The 22,479-nt window shown below is 59.0% G+C and carries 16 protein-coding genes; 1 reads left to right on the top strand and 15 read right to left on the bottom strand.

The window, feature by feature from the left end:
• Positions 1-220: 220 nt before the first annotated feature.
• The 11 genes from C7477_RS19385 to galE form a co-directional block, all read right to left on the bottom strand.
• Complete coding sequence (locus C7477_RS19385) at positions 221-3,748, bottom strand: autotransporter family protein (protein WP_110754072.1); 3,528 nt, start codon at positions 3,746-3,748, stop codon at positions 221-223.
• A 413-nt stretch (positions 3,749-4,161) separates the two neighbouring features.
• Complete coding sequence (locus tag C7477_RS16295; RefSeq protein ID WP_245411874.1) at positions 4,162-4,725, bottom strand: hypothetical protein; 564 nt, start codon at positions 4,723-4,725, stop codon at positions 4,162-4,164.
• A gap of 170 nt (positions 4,726-4,895) precedes the next feature.
• Positions 4,896-6,155, bottom strand: a complete 1,260-nt coding sequence (locus C7477_RS16300; RefSeq protein WP_110754076.1) for an Hsp70 family protein — start codon at positions 6,153-6,155, stop codon at positions 4,896-4,898.
• 180 nt (positions 6,156-6,335) lie between these two features.
• Entirely contained in the window at positions 6,336-7,319 is a 984-nt protein-coding gene (locus tag C7477_RS18820) for a hypothetical protein (RefSeq protein ID WP_146226114.1), read from the bottom strand.
• Between the two features lie 220 nt (positions 7,320-7,539).
• Positions 7,540-9,081: an MFS transporter gene (locus C7477_RS16310; RefSeq protein WP_110754080.1), complete on the bottom strand. Its 1,542-nt coding sequence runs from the start codon at positions 9,079-9,081 to the stop codon at positions 7,540-7,542.
• Between the two features lie 70 nt (positions 9,082-9,151).
• The gene (locus C7477_RS16315; protein WP_110754082.1) at positions 9,152-9,610 is read right to left on the bottom strand and encodes a GNAT family N-acetyltransferase; all 459 of its coding nucleotides are present in this window, start codon (positions 9,608-9,610) and stop codon (positions 9,152-9,154) included.
• Positions 9,607-11,544: an alpha/beta hydrolase family protein gene (locus C7477_RS16320; protein ID WP_110754083.1), complete on the bottom strand. Its 1,938-nt coding sequence runs from the start codon at positions 11,542-11,544 to the stop codon at positions 9,607-9,609. Before C7477_RS16320 ends, C7477_RS16315 begins: the two co-directional genes overlap by 4 nt.
• 109 nt (positions 11,545-11,653) lie before the next feature.
• Positions 11,654-12,475 carry a class I SAM-dependent DNA methyltransferase gene (locus C7477_RS16325; protein ID WP_110754086.1) on the bottom strand — a complete coding sequence of 274 codons (822 nt, stop codon included), beginning with the start codon at positions 12,473-12,475 and terminating at the stop codon, positions 11,654-11,656.
• A gap of 19 nt (positions 12,476-12,494) precedes the next feature.
• Positions 12,495-13,628 (bottom strand): BaiN/RdsA family NAD(P)/FAD-dependent oxidoreductase, encoded by a 1,134-nt coding sequence (locus tag C7477_RS16330; RefSeq protein WP_245411877.1) that lies wholly within the window; start codon positions 13,626-13,628, stop codon positions 12,495-12,497.
• A 108-nt stretch (positions 13,629-13,736) separates the two neighbouring features.
• Positions 13,737-14,723 carry a bile acid:sodium symporter family protein gene (locus C7477_RS16335; RefSeq protein ID WP_110754143.1) on the bottom strand — a complete coding sequence of 329 codons (987 nt, stop codon included), beginning with the start codon at positions 14,721-14,723 and terminating at the stop codon, positions 13,737-13,739.
• A 233-nt stretch (positions 14,724-14,956) separates the two neighbouring features.
• Entirely contained in the window at positions 14,957-15,964 is a 1,008-nt protein-coding gene (galE, locus tag C7477_RS16345; RefSeq protein WP_110754090.1) for a UDP-glucose 4-epimerase GalE, read from the bottom strand.
• A gap of 88 nt (positions 15,965-16,052) precedes the next feature.
• On the opposite strand from galE, the gene mazG reads away from it, so the two are divergent.
• Entirely contained in the window at positions 16,053-16,877 is an 825-nt protein-coding gene (gene mazG / locus C7477_RS16350; RefSeq protein WP_110754092.1) for a nucleoside triphosphate pyrophosphohydrolase, read from the top strand.
• Between the two features lie 5 nt (positions 16,878-16,882).
• Here mazG and hflX read toward each other — a convergent pair whose 3' ends face one another.
• From hflX to C7477_RS16370, 4 genes are all read right to left on the bottom strand, one after another.
• Positions 16,883-18,277, bottom strand: a complete 1,395-nt coding sequence (hflX, locus tag C7477_RS16355; RefSeq protein WP_110754094.1) for a GTPase HflX — start codon at positions 18,275-18,277, stop codon at positions 16,883-16,885.
• A gap of 22 nt (positions 18,278-18,299) precedes the next feature.
• The gene (gene hfq, locus C7477_RS16360) at positions 18,300-18,539 is read right to left on the bottom strand and encodes an RNA chaperone Hfq (protein WP_068881513.1); all 240 of its coding nucleotides are present in this window, start codon (positions 18,537-18,539) and stop codon (positions 18,300-18,302) included.
• A 248-nt stretch (positions 18,540-18,787) separates the two neighbouring features.
• Positions 18,788-20,149 carry a nitrogen assimilation response regulator NtrX gene (gene ntrX / locus C7477_RS16365; RefSeq protein WP_110754096.1) on the bottom strand — a complete coding sequence of 454 codons (1,362 nt, stop codon included), beginning with the start codon at positions 20,147-20,149 and terminating at the stop codon, positions 18,788-18,790.
• Positions 20,149-22,404 (bottom strand): sensor histidine kinase NtrY-like, encoded by a 2,256-nt coding sequence (locus C7477_RS16370; RefSeq protein ID WP_110754098.1) that lies wholly within the window; start codon positions 22,402-22,404, stop codon positions 20,149-20,151. The genes ntrX and C7477_RS16370 overlap by 1 nt, the downstream gene beginning before the upstream one ends.
• Positions 22,405-22,479: the final 75 nt, after the last annotated feature.

A 22,479-nucleotide genomic window follows, 5' to 3' on the forward strand; every position in this document is an offset into this window, starting at 1 on the left:
CAGTCCCATCTGCTCATCTCCCGGCCGATCAAACGCGCGGGGAGTGTGACATCCTTACTTTGCAGAAACAGGACACTTCAACTTTGCGGCTACATCTGTGGATCGCATAAGATAGATTATGGAACTGCAGTGGTTTCATAGCAACGCCCGGTCATCAAAGGTAACCTGGCTTTTCGCGTATTATGCGGTTTTGCGAAACCTATACTTTTCCCGATTTCCATCACCACTTCACCTTAAGTCCCACATTCCCGGTCAGCTTGTAGCTGTCGGCGAAGTGTTCGAGGCTGGTGTCGACTGAGACCTCGCCGTAGAGGGCGTATTTGCCGTCGGCCCAGCTATAGGTGCCGCCGCCGCCGATGCCGCCCCAGGTGCGGTCATTCTGGGTGGCGAAGTCGATTTCCGTCACTTCGATCTTGCTCGCCTTGCGGAACTCGTAAGAGAGGTTGGCGCTGGCATAGAGGTTGGTCTGGGTTAGGTGGCCCCGGCTGTCACGCCAGGCCTGCCCGTAATCGGCGGCGATGCCGAGCCGGCCCTTCAGGCTGTCGGTCTCGTTGTGGGTCACCTGAGCGCCGAAGGGATCGGTGAAACCATCGAACTTGACCGACGACCAGGTGAGCTGAGCTTGTGGCGTCAGCGTTATGTCGGAAGCCCAGCCGGTGTCGATGAGCCCATCGAGGGCGACGCGCTTGCCTGCTTCCAGGCTCAGCGCATAGCCGAAGCCTTCATTGCCGTCGATAAGCCGGCGACGCATCGTATCGGAGTTCAGGTCGTTGCTGTACCAAGTGGTCTTCGCCACGGCATCGACATAGACGCCGTTGTCGCCATACCAGGTGAGCGTGCCGCCGAGGCCATAGCCGGAGGCCTCGACATCGCCGGAACCAAGCACCGAGCCCATATTGGCCTTGGCATAGCCGTAATGCATCGTGACCCCGCCGACCACGCTGCCCATTTCATTCTCGTAAAGCTTGCCGTCGAGTCCGGCCTCTGCCTTATAGGTATTGATGTTGTAGTGTGTGTCGCTGGTGGAATAGTTGGGCTTGAAGCGGCCATGCGCGCTTTCGATGCGGCCCCAGATATTGGCGGCCGTGTTGATTTCCGCGCCCGCCTCATCAGGTGAAGCCGGCGTGCCCGGCCCGTCGCCCTCGTTGAGCCTCGGATTGGCCTCGCCGCTCCAGATGCGGTTGCTGAGGCGGTGGCGCATTGTGCCGGTATCGTTCAACTCTTGCAGCACCTGGGCATAGGCCTCGTAGACCGGTATGCCGGCCTGGTATTGCGAACGCAGGTACCAGTCACCGTCAGTTGGCGTGGAAACTCCACCCTGATAGAGCTGGTAGGCATAGGCGCCGGCGGCTACCGTCGTCTGCTTCCCGGTTTGATACGCTTTACCGCCGGCGAGTGTGAACTTGCCGTTTGAGTCGCCGTCGACCTCAATGAGCTTGATGCCCTCTTTGGTCTGTGCGCCCTTGCCACCAACATTGGTCACCATGACAACGCCTGTACCCGATGTGGCGCCCTTCACATGGAGGAGATCGGTCGGTGAGGTGTCATCGCCCAGCACGGTGTTGAAATGGATCACGCCGCCCTGCCCGGTGTAATCGCCATTGACGGTAAGCGTGGTGCCTGCCCCGGTTTTGCCCAGAAGCACCGTGCCGGCATTGGCGAGGCTCCCCATCGTCTGGTTGAAGCCGTTCAGGTCGAGGTTGTTATCGGCACCGATACTGAAAGCGGAGTTGGGGCTGAATACATTGGCCGCGCCCGCGACGAGTGTGCCGCCGGTCACCGTCGTTGCGCCGCTATAGGTGTTGGGGCCGGTGAGGACCAGCGTGCCGGCGCCCAGCTTGGTGAGCGGACCCCTGCCGGTGAGTGCCTGCGACGCAGATAGTGTGAATGTGTTGTCCTTGTCCTCGATATCGAAGCTGCCGCCCGATGGACCCCAGTTGATGGCGCGCGCGGTTTGTTTGAATTGGGTTCCGGTCACCTGCAATGTGCCGCCCTCGAAGTCGAGCGCGCTCTGTGCCGAGCCGAGGTTCTTGTCATCGCCGACCGAGAGCGTGCCGCAGTTGCCGGGAGTTCCACAGCTCAGGATGACATTGCCGGTCAGGGTCGTGCTATTATCGCCCGAGAAGATCTGTCTGCCGCCGGAAATCGTCACAGTCCCGCTGCCTTTGATCTGGCCCGCGTAATCCAAGCCTGTCGCAGCGGTAATCTCCAGGTTTTTGGTGCCGATATCGACGGTTCCAAGGGGCTTTCCGTTGCCTCTTTCATCGCCGGCCAGGCTCTTGATCTTTGACGTGGCGGGGCCGTTTGTCATATCGAGCGTCGGGTGCGCGAGATTGGGCGCGCCAGAGACGCCGACCTTCACGCTGGCGGCGGCGCTCAGGTCCGCGGTCGCATCGAATACCAGCGCGCCATCCACGATGATCCAGGGCGCGGCGCTGCCGACCGCGTTCTTGACATTCCAGTCCATGGGGCCGGTTTTCTTATACACGCTGAACCCGGAATACTGGGTCATCACGCTCGGATCGAGCTTGTCGACGATCGTGGAAAGGTCGAAACGATAGTTGCTGTCGATATAGGTGTTTGTCGCCTCGGTACCAAGCTCCATCACATTGCCGGTTCCAACGGCAATGACATGCCCGCGGGTATCAAAAAATTGGTAACCAGGATAACTCTGGCGTATCTCAAAAATATTATTGTTACCGTTTATTTCCGCTGCATGACCATAATTCGCACCGGCCATCCCACCCCACATGGCCCCCGCCTGGATGATACTATTGCCGTCGCCATCGATACGAAGGCCGACCCCCGCCCCCGCGATATCGGTCGCCGTGGCGGCGTTGCCGCCCTGAATATAAGAGGCTGATGGGACGTTAACCGCACCTCGAGAGGTATTATTGATGAAATTATTGTCCCCCCTCACCCATAGGCCATAGCCGCCGGTGCCGTTCAATTGTCCGGCTGAGCCTGCTCCGCCGTTCCCTCCTATTAATTGTGATGTCGGAGTTCTTATATCGACGGTGGGCCTGTATATAATATTGCTGCCATCAATCATCATGGCGACGCCGCCGTTGCCGCCGTTACCGGCCAATCCCTGCCCGCCGGCGCCTCCATATGCATAGCTACTTGTGACGGTTCCATTTCCCGCATAATATATACCGACGCCGCCACCCCCTCCTCCGGCGCCGTTACCACCCCTGCCGCCGTTGGTTTCTGCTCTACCAGTAACGGCGATAAGATCGCCGGTAGCATTTACCCCTGCGCCTCCTCCTCCGCCGCCGCCGGCAGTCGCGTTTCCACCATTGCCGCCACCAGTATCGGGGTCAGTCTTGGTCGTGGTGGAATCGCCCAAACCCCCGCCGCCGCCGCCACCGGCGCCGGTGGCATCTCCGCCATGGCCGCCGCTGCCGGTGCCGACGGTGCCGCCTGCCCCGCCGCCAGGCGGCGCGCCGGCGCCGCCCGTCCCGGAACTTCCCGTTCCCCCCGCCACACCGCCGGCGTTGCCGCCAGTGCCGCCGCCCGTGGCGAGCCCACCGCCGCCATTGCCGCCGTCATTGCCTGATGTTGCGGAGTGGCCGCCCAGTCCGCCACCAAACTGAGTGTATAATTGCTGCGGATTGGATATGACCTGAGCAAACGCGGTATGGGGCTGCAATGCCATCAGGCTTACGGTGATGGCCAATGTTGCGAGCGTCGCGGGCGCTCCAATTCTGTGAATGACGGTATTACCAAACGTTGCTTTGGCGGTCATTTTTGGCTTCCGGTTATATAAGTATATTTTGACAAAAAATTAGAATCACGCCTGTCGATAAGACGATGATATTTCAAATAAACTATTAATTTAAGATAATGGTAAACGAAATTCTAATAGTAAAATAGAAAAATACTTCTTTTGTTGCGGAATTGCTGCGGGTATATACCGGATTCTCTTTTGAAGCAGAGCCCCCTCTCACCGTCATTCTCGGGCTTGTCCCGAGAATCTACCGTGGCCCAATCTGTCAGGACGGTAATCGCTTATCTTTTTCTGATGGCAGATCCTCGGGACAAGCCCGAGAATGACGACAGGACTATGTGCCTTTCCCCAAAAAAATAAGGGCCGCTACGCGGCCCCGTAGTTGCAATGCCTTGAGCGCTGAGATCCGAAACACAATCCGTAAGTGCCGCTCACTTCGGCGTCAGCCAGGTCTTCACCTGCCTGGTAAAGTCGGTTGCGAGCTTTTCCGCAAGCGCTTCCTGGCTCTTGGTCATGGCTGCGTTGATGGCCATCGCGACGACAAAGCCGCCAAGATCGCCGCCTTTCACGCCTCTGTTCTCGCCGTAAATGCGCGGGTTTTGCGCGATCAATTGGCCCGTCTTGATGTCTTCCAGGCGAACCGTGCCGGTAATCGAGCTATTGCTTCCCAGCATGACGCGCCCTTGTTCGGAGGCAAGGTCGGCACGTTGCAAGGTGATGACCAGACGCGCGGGGCTGGACCCGCCCGGATAGCCTTTGAGGTCCCGCGTGGCGACCGTATGGAGTGCATTTACGACGATGGCGACCTGCTGCTCGGGCGTCTTTCCGTTGATCATCGGCAAGCCCGTTGCCACATCCGGCGTGGATTCAACCTGGACTTCGGCAACCCGTACGCCTTTCAATGCCTCGACAAGACGTGGATCGCGCGTCATGCAGCCTGTAAGAAGGATGCTGCCCATGATGACGGCGATGACAGCCTTCCAGGCGCCGCTCAATCCAGTTCCCCGTTTTAAAAACATATTCCCCAGTCCCCTCTCCTTCGCCGCTCCCTGCGAGCGACGAGCTAATTCCCCAGCGGCCAAACTCCTTTATTGAAAGGCGGGCCAAACCGCACATCCCAATAAGTTGGAGAACACTGAAAAAACAACGCGTTTACGGGAGACGTTTACCCGAACCGCCGGGCGGCATCGACGGCGAGCCCAAGTCCCACCGATCCGAACTGGTCGGATTGCGCGATACGGGCATCGGGGAAGCGTGACGTCACGGCTGTTCGCACCAGCGGAACCAGCGCGCCGCCACCGGTCATGATCACGGTGTCGATCGCCCCGCCGGCCACCCCTGCCCCAACGAGCGCATCGTCGATCGCGATGCTGATTTTCGCCGCCAGCTCGGTGCTCGCCGCCTCGAATGCATGGCGGTCGACGGGTAGCTCCATCGACAGGCCCGGTTCCACCAGGCGGATGATAGTGTCAGGCGCATCGGTCAGGGCGATCTTGGCCTTCTCCACCTGCGCCGCCAGCCTGTGGCCGGAGCGATGCTCCAGCAGATGCTCGAAGCGCGCCAGTTTTTCCGGCTCGGCTGCCTCGCGCGCCAGCGACTGGATGTCGCGCAAATTCTTCGCCGTATAGAGCTGGTTGATCCGGTGCCAGGTTGCCATGTCGTTGAAATACCAGACGGGCAGATTGCGCTTGCCGTCGAGGGTTTTCGTGCCGAGCCCCAGATGCGGCATCACCTCTGCAATGTTGAGGCAGCGATCGAAATCGGTGCCGCCGACATGGACGCCCGATGTGCTCAGAATATCGCCGCGCCGGTCCGTTGCCCGTGCCCGCTCCGGCGAGAGCCGCAGGACGGAAAAATCGGACGTGCCGCCGCCGATATCGACCACCAGCGCGAGCGCTTCCTCGTTGAGCATACGCTCGAAGTGGAGCGCCGCCGCGACCGGCTCGAACTGGAATTCGATATGGCGGAAGCCTTCCGCGCGCGCGGCGGCCGCAAGCTGGTCTTGCGCGGCGCGGTCGGCGGTCTCGTCACCATCGATGAAGAATACGGGCCGGCCAAACACCACATGTTCAGGCATGCCGCCTGAATGCTGCTCGAGACGGGCCTTCAGATGCCGGAGAAAGCGTCCGATCAGGTCCTGAAAACTCATGCGCTCGCGTCCGACCGCCGTCGTTTCCTTCATCAGGCTGGTGCCGAGGATGGACTTCAACGCCCGCATGAACCGCCCTTCCGCACCATCCATATATTCATGAACAGCGGAACGCCCGAAATGCACGCTGCCATCCTCAAGGCTGAAGAACAGCGCCGACGGGATGGTGACGTGGTCGCCTTCGACGGGGATCAGGAACGGAGCGTTGCCTCTTTCACAGAGACCGACGGTGGAATTGGTGGTGCCGAAATCGACACCACAATGAAAACGGTTCATAGACGGCTCACAGGGGCGGGAAATTATGGGAGGGGCGTCTGTAGCCTATTGCAGGCGAGTTGGAAACCCTCGGACTGAGGCCCCTCGCCCATAATGCTAGCCGCTACCATCTGCCTACCAGTGTCGCAAAAACTCACCGCAGCGCTTTTCGCGCTGCGGTGAGTTGGCGTTCCAATCGATTCAGTTGTGTATTTTAAGCGTAGTCAAATAAACGGGATTCCCCCCCTGAATCGATACATCATAGTCCATGCACCCGCCCGGCTTCTGCCAATAAATTGGGCTTAAGGTATAGGGCATTGGATTGGTGAATGTTGAGTAAATGCCCACGCTTCCTGGGGTTTGGTCACACGCAGGTAATGAATCTACTGCGTATACAGCGGGATATATAACAATGTATACATCAAATGGCCCAGTGCCAACGCTTTCATTATACCAGCTATCGGAATTTGGCCGGCCTTTACTTATGGCAATCATATACAGAAAACCATCGTCTTCTGCTTGTTTTATATTCATCTGCACTTGGTCACCAGGAAAAAAGATGCCATAATCGCGCAACAAATAAACATTACCGTTAACGTAGGGGTTCCACCAAAGGGCTGCCGACCATTTCCCCGGATGTGCCGCCTGATTGAAGGCTAATGCCGGAATCCAGGCTTCATCCGGTTGTAGTGTGGCAATATCCGAAGCTTGAAGGACCGTAAAGAAATAGAGTGTCGGTCCGTTCAGGGCTGGAACGGTGGGAACCGTCATCTGCATTTGATACGCATCATAAGGAATGGAGAACCTGGTAGTTAGATCCATCACCGTGCCCATTTGCCAGGTAGATATATCCAGCGGCGCATTTTCAGGTTTGCCTGCTGGAGGTGTTGCCTTCGATGCAACTGTGCCGTCGCCTAAATACCGCGGTTCGGCGCAAGGCGCTGGCTTCCGCACGTTCCCTGCTCCATCGCGAATATCCCCACCGGGAAGCCCTACTTCGTCCTTGCCCAGGGCAATCACACATTTCGGCGAGAAATAGCCGAAAGGCGTGAAGACATAGTCGGACGGAATCGATGCGGGACGCGTGGATGAATCGGCTTTGTTAGGTGCAGATCCGGCGCCGTAAGCGGTGCCTGCGCCTGCCAGAACGGCCATGGTGACCGCAGCAAATATGATAGTACGCAATTTATCCTCCTAAAAATGATGTGCAACAAAGATTTCGCTCGTAAATACTATTATGAGTTTTCTATTGGCGCAAAGATTCTCTTTAAAGTTGTATTTTGAGGTTTATACGAGGTTAACCCAAGTTCCTATGAACTTACGACATGAGGTGCTCTCCGCCGCGTAATCCCATTCACTTTCTATTCTCGGGACAAGCTCGAGAATGACGTCTTGGAACTGGTGCTCACGGATGGCTTTTGTTGTCGATGTGGGCGCTGGCATAAACCTTGCGGGCGACAACCGCCAGTATCACGAGCGTGACGGTGGCAAGCAGACAGCATACGGCAAAGCCAAGCGCGAAGCTGGCTCTTGCTGTTTCCAGCCATGCCGGCGTCGCGCCGCCCAAGGATTTGGCAATCTCGACCGCTCCGGCGAGTGTGAATGCGGCTGCCGCTGCCTGGGCTTCATTGAGGCCGCTCAAATCCACGCTGCTCATCTTCATGCGGTAGACCACCGTTCCGAGGCTACCCAGCAGCGCGATACCGAGCGCGCCGCCGAACTCCGCGCTGGTTTCGGATATGGCGGAGGCGGAGCCGGCGCGTTCGGGCGGGGCTGTGCCGACAATCAGGCCTGTGGTGGTGAGGATGACGGGCACGAAGCCGAGGCCGACGAGCATGCTTGCGCCGAGCACGCCAACGAGGCTTTCCGCATAGGCCGCAGCCGCCATCACCGCCGTTCCCACCGCATTGACGAGCAGGCCTATCAGAACAGTCCGGACCGGGCCAAGGCGGTTGGTGACCCGGTAAGCCTGGAACGACATGATCGTGAAGACAAGCGCCGAAGGGATCGACCACAGGGCCGCGTGCAGCGGCGAAAGACCCAGCACCAGTTGCAGGAAGAGGTTCTGGAAAAGGAAGGTGCCGAAAACGAAGAAAACACCGGCCAGATTGACCATCAGCGAGGCGGTGAAGGCCGGTATGCGGAAAAGTGCCAAATCGATGAGCGGGTGAGCGAGGCTTTTCTGGCGGCGCACGAAGAGGAAGCCGACCAACAGGCCAATGAATATCGGCAGCAGCTGGCGCGGCTCGAAACCATAGGCCGCCATATGCTTGAAGCCGTAAATAATAGGCAGAACCGTTGCCAGCGATAGCAGCACGCTCAAGAGATCGAGCTTGCCGCCCTCGTCGTTCTTGTACTCCGGCAGCAGAAAAGGCGCCGCGATCAGCAGGGCTATCATAACGGGGATGTTGATCAGGAAGACCGATCCCCAATGGAAATATTGCAGGAGCGCGCCGCCAATCAATGGCCCGACAAGACCGCCCAGGGCGAAAGCCGTGCCCCAGATACCGATTGCGCGGTTCCGCTCGGCTTCGTTCCGGAACAGATTGACCACGAGGGAAAGCGTCGAAGGTGCAATCGTCGCACCGGCAATTCCGAGCAAGGCGCGGGAAACAATCAGCTGTTGGGCCGTGCTTGAGAAAGCGGCCAATGCGGAAGCCACGCCGAAAGCAAAAGCGCCGATCAGGAGGACGCGCCTGCGGCCGATCCTGTCCCCCAGCGTACCCATGGTGACAAGAAAGCCCGCGACCATGAAGCCGTAGATGTCGTTGATCCAGAGGAGTTCCGACGCGGACGGGTCGAGGTCCGCCACAATCGCCGGCATGGCCAGAAACAGCACGGACAGATCCATGGAATAAATGAGGCAGGCTATCGAGAGAACGCAGAGCCCAACCCACTCGCGGCGTCCTGCAAGTTGTCCGTCGTCGCCCGTTGGTTCCGCGCGCATGATTCCCTCCCGATCCTGCATGGCTCGCGGACCATAGGGAATGTGAGAATCCGAGGCAACAGGCTGGATGTTATCCGTCCATCTGCTTGGTCATCTGGGTGCAATTCCTTGCGATGCCAGTGAGTTCGTCCGGATCCCAGCCCGCACGTTTCCAGCCCATCTTTTCATAATACCCGACCGCCTCCGGAGCGGCGTTGACATGCAGGCTCTTTACCCCTCGCCGCTTCGCCTCGGTCGCCACCAAGGCATCCAGCTGCCGTCCATGGCCTTTCCCCTGTTCGTCTGCCGCGATAGCAACAAGCCGGACGATGGCTATCTCACCGCGAAAATCGAGGCGGACGACACCGATGCGACGATCATCGAGGTGGAGCAGGTACGGCACATTGTCCGCTGCCCGGTCATCAGGATGATTTTCATCATAGGCAACCGACTGGCGCCCCGGACGAAACAAAACGGTACGCCTGATTTCATGCAAGCGGCGCCAGTCTTCGGCGGACATGACGGGGCGGAGTTCGTAGAAATGATTCATGCTTTCGTTTCCGAGAGCCCGTCGATCAATTCGCGGCCTGCCATGAACTGGACCGAAGAGCCGGTGAAGTCTTCCCCAACAGGCTCGCGTTGACCGCCTAAATGCGCGGCCAGGAATGCTTCGACCACTGCGAAGTACGAACGCCTGTTTTCGGCTCTCTCAACGCCATGGCCTTCGTCGGGATACAGGATATAGGTGACGGGAATGCCGCGCTCCTGCATCGCCGCGGCGATCTGGTCCGACTCGGAGACCTTTACCCTGACATCATTGGCTCCTTGCGCGATGAGCAAGGGACGCACGATCCGGTCGATATGGTTCAAGGGGGAGCGCTCCTCGAGGAAGCGCCTCCCCTCCTCAGTGGTAAAGTCGCCCATACGGACCTTCCATTCAGACTGCCAGCTTCGCCAATAGTCTGGAATCGCGTTTATGAAGGTGACGAGATTGGATATGCCGACCAGATCGACGGCGCAGGCGAATTTCTCCGGCGTGAATGTGAGACCGGCCAACGCGGCATAGCCGCCATAGCTGCCGCCCATGATCGCCACGCGGTTCGGGTCGGCGATGCCTTCGGAAATCGCCCAATCGACGGCGTCGATGAGATCGTCCTGCATCTTGCCGCCCCATTCCCGGTTGGCTGCGTTGACAAACACCTTGCCAAAGCCGGTCGAGCCGCGAAAATTGACGCTCAATACGCCATATCCGCGATTGGCCAACCATTGGTGTACGGGATTGAGGCCCCACAAATCCCTCGCCCAAGGGCCGCCGTGAACCAAAAGCACCATCGGTCCGGGCCCGGTTTTGCTTTCCGTCGGACGCGAAAGATAACAGAGGAGTTCGAGCCCATCACGCGCGCGCACGATGACGGGTTCCATCGGCACCAGGGGCACATTCTCAAGCCGCGATTGCGCCGAAAAGAGCCTTCCGGCCTGTTTGGTGGAGCGGTCATAGCAGAAATATTCGAGCGGACGGGTATCCTGCCGATGAGCGATAATGATCTTGAGGCCGTCGTCGGAAATGTCGGTGAACACAAGCTCGCCGCGAAAGAGCTGCGCGAGGATATCGAAATCCTGCTGAAATTCCGGGTCCAGAACTTTCCATTGGCTGCGATCGAAAGTGCTTGCCGCCGCGATGGGCCGCATCGTTACCGGGTCGAAAAGCATCCCGCCGATATCCGCCCGCGCGTCTTCAGCCAGGATGCGAATGGCTCCAGTCTTTATATCCTCGGCAACAGCGGCAGCTTTGTCGCGGCCACGGCTGTCCTTCCAGTAGAGGACCTCTCCGTCGTGGCTATATTCGATCGGCCATGTCGTCAGGCTGTCCTCGACCGGGATGCGGCTGACCACTCTCGACCACGCGCCGCTTTCATCGCGGCTGAGATGTTCTATCCCGCCATCAGCGGTATATCTGTCCGCCCGGCGCACTTGGAAATGCTGGTCGGTGAAGAACCCGACGAAACCGTCGTTCTTCTCCACCAAGGAGGCTTTTCCGGTCGCCACGTCGATGCGGTAGATATCGAAATAGCGCTTGTCGCGCTCGTTATGTGCAATCAGGGCCTCGCCCGGAAAATGCCGCGACGTCTGCTGAACATGAGCTTGCACGCCATCTGTCGGCGTGAGCGCCCTGGCTTCCCCTGTCTCGATATCGACGCTCCAGATGCACCAGTTCTCATCGCCGGCATTGTCGCGGATAATCAGAATGTGGCGGTTGTCATACGCCCATACGAGCGCCGGCCCGATGTTCCGCTCGCGATAATTGGTAAGCGGCCGGGCATTTTCCGGGTCATCTACAGGAGCAAGCCAGAGATTGAGAACACCATTTATCGGCGCCTGAAAGGCGATCCGCCTGCCGTCAGGACTTATACGCACCAACTGTTTTTCAGGCGGATCGAAGAAAAGTCGCCGCGGAACGAGCGTTCCCTGCGCGTATCGATTCATCGTATTCCTCCCTTGTCTTTGATAACAAGAACAACGGAGGATTGACGCTGCGTCAAATTATTTCGAATGGACGCATAAAATCAATTAGTTATATGCGATTTCTCAACGCTCACGCCAGCCGCTTCACTGCCAGCATGAGATGTCCCGGCACCGGCTTTCCCTGTTCTGCGCGCACGACGATTTTAGCGCATTCGGTGCATTCCATGCCGTTTGCCTCAAGCATCCGGTGCACATAGGCTGCAGAATGAGCGAAGCGTTGGTGGGGGCCGACCATGAAGGGGCGGTCGCCCAAAACCTCGTTAGGCAGCGTCTCGCTTGAGAATGCGAATGTTCCGCCGGGAGCCAGATGCTTGCCGACGCCCGCGAAAAAAGCGTCCAGTTCGCCCATATAGGGCAGCACGTCCGTTGCCACGATCAGGTCCCAGGCAGGGCCTTCGGTCTCTTGCAAAAACCGGACGGCCTCCCCCACGAACAAGGCGTCGTAATCGCCTTTTTCGTGAGCGATTTCGATCATGTTCTCGGAGATGTCGACGCCGGTCTTGTGGTCGGCCACGTCGTCCAGAGCATCGGCCGAAAGTCCCGTGCCGCAACCAAGATCGAGCATCCGGGCGAAGTCTGCGTCTTCATCCCGCGTCAATAACATTTCGCGCAATTGCAGCGGCACGTCATAGCCCAGCTCATCGACGAGGATGGTATCGAACATTTCCGCGTGCTGGTCGAACAGCGTCGCCACATAGGCGTCCGGCGCCTTCTGCGGCACCGCGCCGCGACCGATGCTGGCGAGCCGCACCGCTGCCCCGCCATGATCGTCCGGATCGATCTTGAGGACTTCGGCATAAGCCAGCGCTGCGCCGTCGAGATCGCCTGCCTTCTCCAGCCCCAGCGCGCGATTGTAGGCTTCCGCCAGTGCTTCTTCGTCGAATTCACTCATCACGATTGTTTCCTGCAATTCAGGCCGCCTGCCCGGCGCTCCAGCCGGATGACCAGGCCCATTGGAAATTATAGCCGCCGAGCCAGCCCGTGACATCCACGACTTCGCCGATGAAGTAAAGTCCGGGCACCGCTTTTGCCTGCATCGTCCGGGAATCGAGCGCCTGCGTATCGACGCCTCCAAGCGTCACCTCCGCGGTGCGATAGCCTTCCGATCCCGCCGGCTTTATGCGCCAGTCATTGACGGCGGCGGCGATGTTTTGCAAACGCTTGTCTGAAAAATCAGCGAGGTTCCCTTCGGCTTTTTCCTGTTCGGCAATATGCTGCGCCAGGCGTTTCGGCAGATATAGGGCCAGCGCCGTCTGCACCGCCTGACGGCCATTTTGCGTCCGCGCGGTCTTCAATCGTTCGAAGATATCGGTTCCCGGCAACATCGAGACGGCGATTTCCTGCCCCTCGCGCCAATAGGACGATATTTGCAGGATCGCAGGACCGCTGAGGCCGCGATGCGTGAACAAGACCGCTTCGGCAAACCGCTTCTTGCCGCAGCCGACCACCGCATCGACGGCTATGCCCGACAGTTCCTTCAGCTTCTCCAGCGTTCTTGCCTCGAATGTCAGCGGCACCAGCGCCGGGCGCGTTTCCACGAGTGGCAGGCCGAATTTCGCCGCGATCTCATAGCCGAGACCGGTTGCACTCATCTTGGGAATGGACTTGCCGCCAGTGGCCACCACCAGCGAGCGGCAGCGGATGGTGCCCGTCGACAGGGCAACAGAGAACTCCTCGCCCGCTCTTTCGACCTCTCCGATCTCAGTCGCAAGCTGCAAGGTGGCGCCGGCCTCGCGCATTTCCTTCACCAGCATGTCGATGATCTGGCGCGAGGAGCCGTCGCAGAACAGCTGCCCCAGCGTCTTCTCATGATAGGCAATGCCGTGGCGCTCCACTAAGCGGATGAAATCCCGTTGCGTATAGCGTCGCAAGGCCGAGATGCAGAAGCGTGGGTTGGCGGAAAGGAAGTTTTCCGGCGCGGCGTTGAGATTGGTGAAGTTGCAGCGCCCTCCTCCGGAGATGCGGATCTTCTCGCCCGGCGCCTTCGCATGGTCCACGACCAGCACGGATTTTCCGCGTTTTCCGGCCTCGATCGCGCACATCATGCCGGCCGCTCCGGCGCCCAGCACAACGACGTCGAATTCTTCAGTGCTGGCTTTCAAAATGATTTCCTAATTTAGGATAGCGATGTATCGCATTGATATTGTTATAATTTACACAGACGCCCTTGAGGCTGTTTCCCGCTTGAGCTTTCTGTCCGCATATCTGCGCGCCAGCATGGCACAGGCTATGAGCTGGATCTGGTGGAACAGCATCAAGGGCAGAACGACGCTGCCCACGACCTGGCTGGGAAAAATCGCGTTCGCCATGGGCGCGCCGCTGGCAAGGCTTTTCTTCGAGCCGCAGAACATGATGGTGATGCGATCTTCCAGCTTAAAGCCCAGCCATTTGCTGCCAAAGGCGGTGATGAGCAGCACCAGGGCCAGAAGCGCCATATCGACGCCGACCATCATGGCGAGGTCTTCCCAGGATACGCTGTGCCACAAGCCCGCGACCACCGCCTCGCTGAAGGCGAGATAGACGACCATGAGGATCGATCCCCGGTCTACCACCCCAAGCGCCTTGTTATGGCGGCGCATGAAATCGCCGATCAGCGGCTGCAGCAACTGGCCCAGCAGGAATGGCGCCAGCAATTGCAGGAGAATTCCTTCCAGCGCATGAAGCGATATGCCATGGCTGCCCTGCACGGTGAAGAGAAGACCGACCAACAGAGGCGTCAGAAACATGCCCAGCAGGTTCGATGCGGAAGCCGATACGACCGCGGCGGAGACATTCCCCCCGGCAATCGCCGTGAATGCGATGGAGGATTGCACGGTCGAGGGCAGGACGCAGAGGAACAAGATGCCGGTATAAAAGGCGGATTCTCTAAGCCCCGGCACCAGCCATCCCGCCGCCAGTCCCAAAATCGGGAAAAGCACAAAGGTTGCGGCGAGCACGACGAGATGCAGCCGCCAGTGCACCAGCCCCGCCATCACCGCCGCGCGCGACAGCCGCGCGCCATGCAGGAAGAAAAGGAGCCCGACCGCGATCTTCGTCGCGATGGCGAACCATTCGGCAAATTCCCCCCTCACCGGCAGGAAGGATGCCGTGATAATTGCCGCGATAAGCATCAGGATGAATTTGTCGGGGAGGAAACGCATGGGAGTCATTACCTGAGCATTTCGATTTGAAATGCTGGCGGGACAGTACCCCCCTCTGTCCTGCCGGACATCTCCCCCTCAAGGGGGGAGATTGGCTGACACGACGCTCGGCCCTCATCCTGCGACGTCGGCGATTGGTGCCGCAGGTCTATGAAGGCGTAATCTCCCCCCTTGAGGGGGAGATGCCCGGCAGGGCAGAGGGGGGTGAGCAACGCCTCCATCAAGCAATATCCTTATTCATACCCATTCGGGTTCTTGGCCTGCCAGTTCCACATGTCCTGGCACATCTCGCGCAGGCCTTTGGTTGCCGACCAGCCAAGAAAATCCTTCGCATGAGCAGGGTCGGAATAGCAAATGGCGACATCGCCCGCACGGCGCGGCGCGATTTCATAGGCGATCTGGCGGTTCGAGACATGCTCGAACGCCTTGATCACGTCTATCACGCTATAGCCCTGCCCTGTTCCGAGATTTACGGCGAAGCATTGCGGCTCATCGAGCTTTTCCAGCGCCTTCAGATGTCCGCGCGCCAGATCGACCACATGGATATAGTCGCGAATGCCGGTACCGTCGGGCGTCGGATAATCATTGCCCCAAACCTTGAGCTTTTCGCGCCGCCCTCCGGCGACCTGCGCAATGATCGGCATCAGATTGTTGGGAATGCCTTTCGGGTCCTCGCCGATCAAGCCGCTCTCATGCGCGCCGACAGGATTGAAATAGCGCAATATGCCGATATGCCAGGAAGGATCGCTCTGGTGAAAATCGCGCAGCATTTCCTCGATCACCAGCTTGGTGCGACCATAAGGGTTCGTCGCCGATAGCGGGTGCTTCTCTTCGAGCGGCAGCTTTTGCGGTTCGCCATAGACAGTGGCGGAGGAGCTGAAAACGAGCTTGCGCACATTGGCAGCCTGCATGGCCTGCAAAAGGCGCAGCGTGCCGACGACGTTGTAATCGTAATAATGCAGCGGCTTTTCGCTCGATTCCCCCACCGCCTTCAACCCGGCGAAATGGATGACCGCGGTGCAGCCGTGGCGGCGCAGAACGTCTTCGAGAAAAGCCTGATCGCGGATATCGCCGGTCTCGCTTGCGGGCGCTCTGCCCGTGATCTTTGCGATACGGTTCATGGCTTCCGGGTGGCTGTTGTCGAAATTGTCGACCACCACCACATCATGCCCCGCCTGCAAAAGCTCGACGCAAGTATGGGAACCGATATAGCCGGCGCCGCCGGTCACGAGGATGGTCATTTGCGTTGAGCCTCATCGATGATAATCAGCATCTATCCGATCGGATAAGCAAATTGTCCCCTGCCCGCAAGCCCCGTGGATTTCCCGCATGAAACCTTCGCGCAATATTGAACGCCTGATCGAGATCATGACCGCGCTGCGTACGCCGGTCACAGGCTGCCCGTGGGATCTGGAACAGGATTTCCGCACCATCGCGCCCTATACTCTGGAAGAGGCTTTCGAGGTGATCGACGCGATAGAGCGCGGCGATCTGGACGATCTGAGGGAAGAGCTGGGCGATCTTCTGCTGCAGGTCGTTTTTCACGCCCGCATGGCGGAGGAACAGGGCGCTTTCGATTTCGGCGATGTGGTCGATGCCATCACAACCAAGATGATCCGCCGCCATCCGCATGTCTTCGGCGACGAGGATGCCCGCGAGGCAGGCATGGCGAAAGGCGCCTGGAATCGCATCAAGGACGAGGAAAAGGCCGAGCGCGCGAAACGACGGACGGAACTGGGGCTTGAAGGCGGCGACAAGGACGGCTTCCTCGATGACGTGCCGCAGGCCCTCCCCGCCCTGATGCGCGCGCTGAAATTGCAACAGAAAGCGGCAAAAGTCGGCTTCGACTGGAGTGAGGCCGAACCGATCCTCGACAAGATCGCCGAGGAAACGGAAGAGTTGCGCGAAGCCCTGCAAAGCGGAATAAAAGCTGACATCACAGAAGAATATGGCGACCTGCTGTTCGCCCTCGTCAATCTCGGCCGGCATCTCGACATCGAGCCGGAGAGCGCGTTACGCGCGACGAACGAGAAGTTTCGTTCGCGGTTTCACTTCATCGAGAATTCGCTGAACGAACAAAAACGCTCGCTCAATGAGGCTTCGCTGGAAGAAATGGAAGCGCTTTGGCAAAAGGCGAAAAAGCTAAGAAAGTAGCCGGGCTATTTCGACCCTTGCATCCGCTCCTGCAAATTTTTCCGCGCCGTGGCGGTCATATCCGCCTCTATCCGCAATGAGCCGTCTTCCAGGTCTTCCCGGCGGATGTTGCTGGCATGCTGGTAAATCCAGTCGAGCATATGCAGTTCGCCGGGCGACAGATCGAGTGCGATATGTTCCAGATTACCGGAAATACGGCCCTCGATCACCGACAGGAGATGATCGACGCCCTCCCCCGTCACGGCTGAAATAGCGATAGGCCGCGCATCCTCGACCGCGGCCGCGCTCAGGCGCAACGCTGCCTCGCGGCCCGCTTCGTCGAGCAGGTCGATCTTGTTCCACACTTCCAATATGCGCCTGGTATCGCCGCGCTCTATGCCGAGGCTCGCAAGGATGCTCTCGACATCCTCGGACTGCGCCGCATTGTCGGGGTCGGAAATATCGCGCACATGCAGGATCAAATCCGCTTCCACCACCTCTTCCAGCGTCGCCCGGAACGCGGCCACCAGATGGGTAGGCAGGTTCGAGATGAAGCCGACCGTATCGGAAAGGATGATCGTCTGGCCATGCGGCAGGCGGATGCGCCGCAACGTCGGGTCGAGCGTGGCGAAGAGCATGTCCTCTGCCAGCACTTCCGCACCGGTCAGGCGGTTGAACAGCGTCGACTTGCCGGCATTGGTATAGCCGACGAGCGCAATGATCGGGTGCGGCACCTTCTTGCGCTTTTGGCGATGCAGCGTACGGGTGCGCACCACCGTTTCCAGCTCGCGACGGATGCGCAGGATCTTTTCCTGCAACATGCGCCGGTCGGCCTCGATCTGCGTTTCACCCGGACCGCCGAGAAACCCGCCGCCGCCGCGCTGGCGCTCAAGGTGGGTCCAGCTCCTGACGAGACGTCCCTTCTGGTAGTTCAGATGCGCCAGCTCGACCTGCAGCGCGCCTTCCTTCGTCTGAGCCCGGCGTCCGAAGATTTCCAGAATCAACCCGGTCCGGTCAATGACCTTCGCATGCCATTCCTTTTCGAGGTTGCGCTGCTGCACCGGCGTCAGTGCATGATCAACGATGACGAGCTCCGCCTCTTTTTCCTTGAGGATTTCGGCGATCGCCTCGACTTTACCGGAACCTAAAAGCGTTGCCGGGCGCGGATTGCCGACGATAACGATATCGGAATGGACGAGATCGAGGTCGATGGCCCGCGCCAGCCCTTCCGCTTCTTCCAGGCGCGCCTCGTTGCTGCGCCGAAATTGCGGGCGGTGAGCGTCGTCGCCCTGCCCGGCATCCTGAAAGCGCTCCGGCAGGACCGGAACGATGACAATGGCGCGCGTGGAGGTTTTTCCGGAAACATCAAATCCGAAATCCGCATCGCCCCCCTGTGGCGTGCGCCCTTTTGATTTACTCAATGGTTAATCCTTGTGAGGGCAATTACTGCCCTTCTTCGCCTTCGAACATCTGCACAGGCTGGCTTGGCATGATGGTCGAGATCGCATGCTTATAGACCAACTGCGAGTGACCGTCACGCCGCAAAAGCACGCAGAAATTATCGAACGAGGTGACGATTCCCGTCAGCTTGACGCCGTTGATGAGAAAGATCGTCAACGAAATCTTCTGCTTCCGAACGGAATTGAGAAAGAGATCCTGAAGATTTTGCGATCGCTCAGCCATTTTTTTTATCCTTTAATTCGATCAGCAACTGACTCATACGCGTATATGGCTTAGGCGTACGCCCGTCTTGAGAAATAAAGTTCCCAAAAAACAGGCGACGCGGCCAATCGAGCCGACAGTGGCAGAAAAGCGACAAGCCAAGTCCAACCCTCTATATTCCGGTAACAGGATGGCGTTTTTTCTGCAATCTGAAAAATGTTGATGGCGTGAAACTGTTGCGCGCATGTACTTCCTCTACATGCTTATTTTCAAACCCCGAGCGATTTGAGCTTGCGATGCAATGCGGAGCGTTCCATGCCGACAAATTCGGCCGTGCGCGAAATATTGCCCCCGAAGCGGTTGATCTGCGCGATCAGATATTCCTTTTCGAACAACTCCCGCGCCTCGCGCAACGGCAGCGCCATGATGTGCTGGTCGGATTCCGTCGGCGCGCGCGGCAGTGTATCGCCAATTTCCGCCGGCAGCAGGTCGGCCGTGATGACCGAATCCGGGTTATCACCCCGTGCGAGGATCAACAGCCGCTCCACATTATTGCGCAGTTGGCGCACATTGCCCGGCCAGCTATGCGCCTGCAGGACGGCCATGGCGTCCGGTCCGATCTTGCGCGGCTTGATACCCGCCTGCTCGGCGACCTGCTTCATGAACACTTGGACGAGGGCTGGAATGTCGTCACGCCGCGCCGCAAGCCCCGGCACCATCACCGGCACGACGGCGAGGCGGTGAAATAGATCCTCGCGAAACCGCCCCTCGGCAATCATGCCTTCGAGATTCTGGGCGGTCGATGAAATGATCCTGACATCGACCTTGACCCGCTTCGTGCCGCCGACGCGCTCGAACTGCTGGTCGACAAGCACCCTCAGGATCTTGTTCTGCGTCTCGCGGGGCATGTCGGCAACCTCGTCCAGATAGAGGATGCCGCCATGCGCCTCTTCCAGCGCGCCGACCTTGCGCTCGCCGCCATCCATCTCGGTGCCGAAAAGTTCGATCTCCATGCGTTCCGGCGTGATCGTTGCCGCATTCACCGTCACGAATGGGCCGCGCGCGCGGCCTGAAAGCGCATGGATGGTGCGCGCCACCAGCTCCTTGCCGGAACCGGAAGGCCCCATGATCATGATGCGGCTGTTGGTGGGCGCAACGCGCTCTATGGTCTGGCGCAGATGATTCATCGCGAGCGAAGTGCCGTGCAGTTCCACACTGTCGCTGCTGCGTTTGCGCAAGTCCGAGACTTCGCGCTTCAGCTTAGAGTTCTCGAGCGCCCTTTCCGCGATAAGAATGAGACGGTCCGCCTTGAACGGCTTCTCGATGAAATCATAGGCGCCGCGCCGGATAGCGGAAACGGCGGTTTCGATGTTACCGTGGCCGGAAATCATCACCACCGGAAGCTCCGGATGCCGGACCTTGATCTCATCGAGCAGCGCCAGCCCGTCGAGCCGGCTGCCCTGCATCCAGATGTCGAGAAAAATCAATCGGGGAACGCGATCGCCGATTGCCGCCAGCGCGCTATCGGCATCGTGCGCCACACGGGTCTCGTGCCCTTCGTCGCTCAAGATGCCGGCTACCAGTTCACGAATGTCCGCTTCGTCATCGACAACAAGAATATCAGACGCCATCAGTTCACCTGCCCTGTCTTCTTATGTGATTTCTTCTCGATCTCTCCCGCCACCGGGAAGACCATGCGTATCATTGCGCCCTTGCCATCATGAAAATCCGGCGGCGCGTCATGCAATTCCATATGGCCGCCGTGCTCCTCCACGATCTTCTTGACGATCGCGAGGCCAAGGCCTGTCCCCTTCTCGCGCGTCGTCATATAGGGTTCGAGCAGCCGCTGGCGGTTCTCGCCCGGTAGCCCCTTGCCATTGTCGATCACATCGACAATGAGCTGCTCGCCTTCGCGCAGCGCGCGGATGAGGATATGGCCCTCTCCCCGCTCCTCCTTTGGGACGGCGTCGATCGCCTCACTGGCGTTCTTGATAACGTTGCCGAACGCCTGGCCCAATAGCCGGCTGTCGAATTCGCCGACCAGCGGCTCGCCGTTGAAAGCTTGTTCGAAGCGGATATCGTTGCGGCTCACCTCGATCAGGAAGGCCGCCTCGCGCAGTGCCTCGCGCAAATCCATCGGCTTTATTTCAGGCTTCGGCATGCGCGCGAAGGATGAGAACTCATCGACCATGCGGCCGATATCGCCCACCTGCCGGATGATCGTCTCTGTGCATTGGTCGAACACCTCGCGATCCTCGGTGATGACCTTGCCGTAGCGCCGGCGTATCCGCTCGGCGGAAAGCTGGATCGGCGTCAGCGGGTTCTTGATCTCATGCGCGATGCGCCGCGCCACATCCGCCCAGGCCGAGGAGCGCTGCGCCTGAACGAGATCGGTTATGTCATCCACCGTCACGACATAGGAATGTTCGTCCGATGCGGCGTCTTCCACGGTGATCTGCACGTTGAACGTGCGTGAGCTGCCGGCCCGCGTCATCGTCACCTGTTCGCGGTGAACAGGACGCCCGGTCGCCCTTGCAATCTCGAACACTTGCCCGATTTCCGGCACGGCGCCCGTCAGGCTTTTGCCGATGATCTTCTTTGGATTCATGCCGAACATCTGTTCCGCGGAACGGTTGACGATGCTGACCAGCCCGTCCGTATCGATGCCTATAACGCCCGCCGTCACGCCGGAAAGAACCGCTTCGGAGAACCGTCGCCGTTCGTCGATCTGGTCCTTAGCCGCAATCAGCTCGTTGCGCTGGCTCTTCAGCTCCGCCACCATATTGTTGAACGTGCCGGATAAAGCTCCGACATCGCCATCAGAGCTTCTGACCGGTACCGATACGTCGAGATCGCCCGCCGCCACGTCGTCGGCGGCGCCGATAAGCAGGCGGATGGGACGCACCAGCCGGTCGGCGACCGCAATGCCTGTCCAGATCGCAGAGAGCAGCACCACCAGCGTCAAGCCGAAATAAAGCAGCGCGAACGCAATCTGCGTGGGAATGCGGTTGGCTTCCAGCTCCTGGTAGCGCTTCGTATTGGCTTCCATCAGCCGCATCGAGTCGATGATTTTCGGCTCGACGGCGCGGATTGTATAAAGGTACGCGTCAGGAATTTGCCGCATCTTGATAACGGCACCGACGAAATTGCTATTGCCGGGCGGGATCAGGACAGGCTTCCCGTCCCGCGCTATACGGAGTGTATCCGGCGGCGGCGGCGGCAACGCATTTTCCGTGCCCAAGTCGCTTTTAAAAATGATGTCGCCATTGTCGCGCAAAAGAAACGCGCCGAGAAGTCCGCGTCCGCGCGCCTGCAGCGACATGATCTTGATGAACCCGCTACGGTCGAGGCTATAGAGGGTGCGCTGCTCATCGAGATCCTGCAACATCGAATAGGTCGTGCCTTGCAGGTTGCGCGCTGTTTCGTTGAGATAGGCCTCGGCAATACTGCGTGAGGATTCGACAATCGTCCGGGTGTTCGTCTCGAACCAGCGATCGAGGCCCAGATTGAGCGTGACCGACGCGACGATCGCCACGATGATGGCGGGAACCGCGGCGATGAGGCAGAACAGCGCGACGATGCGCACATGCAGCCGTGCCGCTGCCTTGCCATGCCGCCGCGCATGGACGATGCGATAGACTTCCCGGCAAATCAGCAGGATCAGGAACAGAATCAGCGCCACATTGATCGTGGTGAGCGCGAGCGTGACGTTGCGGTCGGGGTTGATCGGCGTAAGACCGATGAGGATGACGAAGGAGACGGCGGCTGTCACAAGCGCGGTGACGACGGTAACGATTCCCGGAAGGGCAAGCAGCTTGCGCCCTTCGCCACCCTGCGAGGATGCGCTCAATTGTCCAAACAGACTCAACGGGTTCAATATCGCCATGCCCCCAACCTAACGTAATGCGTTGCAATCATGCAACGCATTGTGGCGGAATTGCAACGTTTTTGCCATTTTCAG

Origin of the sequence: Paramesorhizobium leguminum, from assembly GCF_003217235.1 — a bacterium.
GTDB classification, from domain to species: domain Bacteria; phylum Pseudomonadota; class Alphaproteobacteria; order Rhizobiales; family Rhizobiaceae; genus Paramesorhizobium; species Paramesorhizobium leguminum.

Bases quoted from the DNA above. Each gene is read 5' to 3' on its own strand.
- C7477_RS19385 (WP_110754072.1), bottom strand. From the start codon at position 3,748: ATGACCGCCAAAGCAACGTTTGGTAATACCGTCATTCACAGAATTGGA.
- C7477_RS16300 (WP_110754076.1), bottom strand. From the start codon at position 6,155: ATGAACCGTTTTCATTGTGGTGTCGATTTCGGCACCACCAATTCCACC.
- C7477_RS16310 (WP_110754080.1), bottom strand. From the start codon at position 9,081: ATGCGCGCGGAACCAACGGGCGACGACGGACAACTTGCAGGACGCCGC.
- C7477_RS16315 (WP_110754082.1), bottom strand. From the start codon at position 9,610: ATGAATCATTTCTACGAACTCCGCCCCGTCATGTCCGCCGAAGACTGG.
- C7477_RS16320 (WP_110754083.1), bottom strand. From the start codon at position 11,544: ATGAATCGATACGCGCAGGGAACGCTCGTTCCGCGGCGACTTTTCTTC.
- C7477_RS16325 (WP_110754086.1), bottom strand. From the start codon at position 12,475: ATGAGTGAATTCGACGAAGAAGCACTGGCGGAAGCCTACAATCGCGCG.
- C7477_RS16330 (WP_245411877.1), bottom strand. From the start codon at position 13,628: ATGATGTGCGCGATCGAGGCCGGAAAACGCGGAAAATCCGTGCTGGTC.
- C7477_RS16335 (WP_110754143.1), bottom strand. From the start codon at position 14,723: ATGCGTTTCCTCCCCGACAAATTCATCCTGATGCTTATCGCGGCAATT.
- galE (WP_110754090.1), bottom strand. From the start codon at position 15,964: ATGACCATCCTCGTGACCGGCGGCGCCGGCTATATCGGTTCCCATACT.
- mazG (WP_110754092.1), top strand. From the start codon at position 16,053: ATGAAACCTTCGCGCAATATTGAACGCCTGATCGAGATCATGACCGCG.
- hfq (WP_068881513.1), bottom strand. From the start codon at position 18,539: ATGGCTGAGCGATCGCAAAATCTTCAGGATCTCTTTCTCAATTCCGTT.
- ntrX (WP_110754096.1), bottom strand. From the start codon at position 20,149: ATGGCGTCTGATATTCTTGTTGTCGATGACGAAGCGGACATTCGTGAA.
- C7477_RS16370 (WP_110754098.1), bottom strand. From the start codon at position 22,404: ATGGCGATATTGAACCCGTTGAGTCTGTTTGGACAATTGAGCGCATCC.